Annotated in this window: 6 protein-coding genes and 1 pseudogene; 2 read left to right on the top strand and 5 right to left on the bottom strand. The window is 63.5% G+C overall.

What is annotated here, in order from left to right; genetic code table 11:
• Positions 1-374 (top strand): FxsA family protein (locus tag ACE3OH_RS20830; RefSeq protein WP_374357712.1); only part of this gene is annotated, 374 nt, incomplete at its 5' end.
• A 97-nt stretch (positions 375-471) separates the two neighbouring features.
• Here ACE3OH_RS20830 and ACE3OH_RS20825 read toward each other — a convergent pair.
• The 5 genes from ACE3OH_RS20825 to ACE3OH_RS20805 form a co-directional block, all read right to left on the bottom strand.
• Positions 472-849 (bottom strand): hypothetical protein, encoded by a 378-nt coding sequence (locus ACE3OH_RS20825; protein WP_374357709.1) that lies wholly within the window; start codon positions 847-849, stop codon positions 472-474.
• Positions 850-921: 72 nt separating this feature from the next.
• Positions 922-1206, bottom strand: a complete 285-nt coding sequence (locus ACE3OH_RS20820; RefSeq protein ID WP_374357706.1) for a DUF167 domain-containing protein — start codon at positions 1204-1206, stop codon at positions 922-924.
• Positions 1203-1787, bottom strand: coding sequence for a YggT family protein (locus tag ACE3OH_RS20815; protein WP_374357703.1), 585 nt, complete (start codon positions 1785-1787; stop codon positions 1203-1205). The genes ACE3OH_RS20820 and ACE3OH_RS20815 overlap by 4 nt, the downstream gene beginning before the upstream one ends.
• A 21-nt stretch (positions 1788-1808) precedes the next feature.
• The gene (locus tag ACE3OH_RS20810; RefSeq protein ID WP_374357699.1) at positions 1809-2390 is read right to left on the bottom strand and encodes a hypothetical protein; all 582 of its coding nucleotides are present in this window, start codon (positions 2388-2390) and stop codon (positions 1809-1811) included.
• The gene (locus ACE3OH_RS20805; RefSeq protein ID WP_374357697.1) at positions 2387-3088 is read right to left on the bottom strand and encodes a YggS family pyridoxal phosphate-dependent enzyme; all 702 of its coding nucleotides are present in this window, start codon (positions 3086-3088) and stop codon (positions 2387-2389) included. The genes ACE3OH_RS20810 and ACE3OH_RS20805 overlap by 4 nt, the downstream gene beginning before the upstream one ends.
• A 229-nt stretch (positions 3089-3317) precedes the next feature.
• Here ACE3OH_RS20805 and ACE3OH_RS20800 point away from each other — a divergent pair.
• Positions 3318-3467, top strand: a pseudogene (locus ACE3OH_RS20800) (twitching motility protein PilT); the annotation flags it as partial.

Raw genomic sequence — 3467 nt, 5'->3', positions numbered from 1 at the left:
GGGTACTGGCCTGGTATGGCAGCAGCGCTGCGGTGGGCTTGTTGATCCTGAAAAGCTGGCGCCTTACTGCTGCCTGGGCCTTGCTCGATAGCGTGCGCAGCGGTGAGCTGCCGCTAGGGCGGTTGTTCTGGGTGATCCGCTCGCTGATCGCTGCCTTGCTGTTCGTTTTTCCCGGGCCGGTCAGCGATGTGCTGGGCCTGTTATTGATTTTGCCCTGGCCGGGCCATGGCAAGACCTTCGGTGTGGCAGATGGCGTGGCAGCGGCGATGCGCGCAACACGCGCGCGGCCGGGCAAAGCGGACGACGGGGTGATCGAGGGCGAGTTTCAGGAAGTCGATGAAAGCCGGCCCAGCCTGCCCAAGGATGTTCATTAAGCGGCCATGCAGCGCGAATCGCTGGTGCTGACGCGGCAGCGGTGTCACTGCCGCGCGCGATGGGCCGAGAAGTCGCGTCCCGGTCCTGGCGAGGCGGTCAGGCCTTCGGATCATCCCGATGGGTGGCGGCAGCGCCAAAGGAGCCGATCAGGCCGCCGATGCACAGCAGATACCACAGCCCGCCGGAGGAGGCGCGCAGCTCCAGCATGGAGGCGCCGGCCATCACCAGTGCCACTGCCGCAGCGCCGGCCAGCAGCAGGTTCAGGCAGGCTGCGGTCATCACCATGGAGCGGATCTGCTGCAGCTGGCCGCCAATGGCAAACAGCACGAAGCCGGCAAGGCTGAGCAAGGGGAACAAGGCCCACAGGCCCAGATGCGGCGTGCCGCCAAGCAAGCCGGTGCTGGTGAGCAGCAGGGCGGCGCCCGCGAACAGGCCGAGCGACATCATGAACATGCCAGCGATGATCAGAATCATGGTCGTTCTCCTGGGGAAGTCGGCGCGACACTGCGCCAATTGATCGAGCATACCGCCAGCGCCACGCCAACTTCAAGCCAGCCCGGCGGGATGGCGCGCACTGGCGCAGATGCGCACCCGCTTGTGCCGCGACAGCTCACCGCGCTCGATCTGCACCCGGTTTTTCGGAATGCCGAACCAATCGGCCAGCCAGGCGATCAGCGCGCTATTGGCCTTGCCCTCGACCGGCGAGGCGGCCAGGCGCAGCTTGAGTGCGCCATCGTGAAGGCCGGCCGACTCGGTTTTTTTGGCGCCTGGCTGCAAATACAGCGATAGCACCCAATCCGCTCCGTCCTGGCTGTACCAGCTCTCGGTCATCCCAGCACCGCATAGGCAATCAGCTTCAACTCGGCTGCGCCGATCAGAAACTGCAAGATCAGCTGCAGGATCAGGATCAGCACAAAGGGGCTGAGATCGAGGCCGCCCATGCTGGGCAAGATGCGCCGTATCGGCAGCAAATAGGGGCGGGTGAGCGCGTCGAGTATCGGCGACAGCGGGTTGTAGGGATTCACCCAGCTGAGAATGGCCTGCATGACGACGGCGCCGAACAGCAGGTAGAGCGAGAACTGCAGCAGCGCCAGTATCGCCAGCAATGCGAGGCCAATCAGGCCATTGCTGCTGAGCGGCGTGAACGGCAGGTGCGACAGCATCAACAGCGATAGCTCCATCACGGCGCAGCTTAGCCAGGCCAGCAGCAGTGTGGCGCTATCGTAGCCGCCCATGCTGGGTACGATGCGCCGCATCGGCAGTACGGCGAAATTGGTTAGCTTGACGGTGAATTGCGCCAGCGGATGGGCAAACGAGGCGCGAGCCACTTGCAGGTAAAAGCGCAGCAGCAGGTTGAGGATAAAGAAGCCGGCCAGATTGCGGACCAGAAAACTCAGGGCGTCAGAAAGCATGGTTGTGGACTCGATAGCGGACTAAGACGGACTGCCTGGCAAGATGTCGGCCTGGCCAAAGCCAATGGCCGGCCGGCGTTTTTGCAGCAGATGGCGCAATAGATTGCAGTACAGCTTGTCCAGTTCGCGCTGGCCGGAAAACGGCAAGGCCAGCTGCCCATGCTGGTGGATCAGGGTCAGACCGGCCAGCTGGCCGCCGTGCATGCGGTAGCGCAGGCTGTCTATCGTCTCCAGCGACAGCGAGACCGTGGCAGGCACGCTCCAGCCGCGATGGCTGATCGAGATCTGCTGCGCATCCACATCGACGATGGCCCGCCAGAACCAGCTACGCAGCCACCAGGCCAGTAGCAGCATGGCGAGAAAGGCAAAGCCGAACAGTCCCCAGGCCAGGGTTGAGGTGGTGAGGGCGGCCTGTACGAACAGCATCAGCAGCAACAGGCCGATCAGGCTGCTGCCGATGCGGGCGATCTGACGATTGGGTGCGTCTGGCGCCAGACGTTGCCACGGCGAGGCAAGCTCGAGCCGGTCGCGTTCGCTGCCTTCTTCGACGCGCAGCCAGCGCGACAGCTCGGCAAGGCTGGCGGGGTTAAGCGATGGGCTCATGATGGGCTCGGATAAGTGCGGGCGCCGAATAGCGCAGTGCCAACGCGCACCAGGGTGGCGCCGGCGGCGATGGCGGTTTCCAGATCGGCCGACATGCCCATCGACAGGGTGTCGAGCGGCAGTCCTTGCTGAATCAGGCTCTGCTGCAGCTTACGCAGCTGGGCAAAGCGATCGCCCAGCACGGCAAGATCGGCTGTCGGCTCGGGAATGCACATCAGGCCGCGCAGGCGCAGATTCGGCAGGCGGGCAATGGCATGGGCCAGGGCCTGCGCCTCGGTGATCGCGCAGCCGGACTTGCTTTCCTCGCCCGACACATTGACCTGGATGCACACATTGAGCGGCGCGAGTGTGGCGGGGCGCTGGTCCGATAGCCGCTCGGCAATCTTCAGGCGATCAATGCTGTGCACCCAATGGGCGGTTTCGGCCACCACACGGGTCTTGTTGCTCTGCAAGGGGCCGATGAAGTGCCATTCCAGCTCGGGCAGGTCGCCAAGCTGTGCTGCTTTCTCGGCCAGCTCCTGCACATAGTTCTCGCCAAAGGCGCGCTGGCCCAGGGCGTAGACCTCGCGCACCGCCTCGGCCGGAAAGGTCTTGCTCACCGCCAGCAACTGGCAGGCGCCGGCTGGTCGGCCCACAGCATGCAAGGCCTCGGCAATGCGCGCCAGGACCTGCTGTCTAGATTTATCGAAGTCACCCATCCATAATGCCTTGTGTTTTTTTGCAGGACCTTGGAAATCGCTGAGTTGATTGCCTGGCGCGCCACTGGCGCAGATGACGCAGCGCGTCGTGCAGGCATGAAGCAGTGATACACCCTATCTGATACACCAGCGGCGAAGGCCTGGCTTTGCGGGGCCCGTTGATGCGGTCGAGAAGCCGATCTGGTCAACGTTTCCTTATCAGGCGCGGCTTTAACGAGGAATTATAACCATGGAAATCTCCGAACTCCTGGCCTTTGGCGTGAAGAACAAGGCCTCCGACCTGCACCTGTCCGCCGGCTTGCCACCGATGATCCGCGTGCATGGCGATGTGCGCCGTATCAATCTGCCGGCCATGGAGCACAAGGACGTACACGATATG

This window comes from Chitinimonas sp. (assembly GCF_041904975.1).
In the GTDB taxonomy this organism is placed as follows: Bacteria; Pseudomonadota; Gammaproteobacteria; order Burkholderiales; family Chitinimonadaceae; genus Chitinimonas.
The sequence above is the reverse complement of the archived record's forward strand: the minus strand, read 5'-3'. Positions and strand labels throughout refer to the sequence as shown.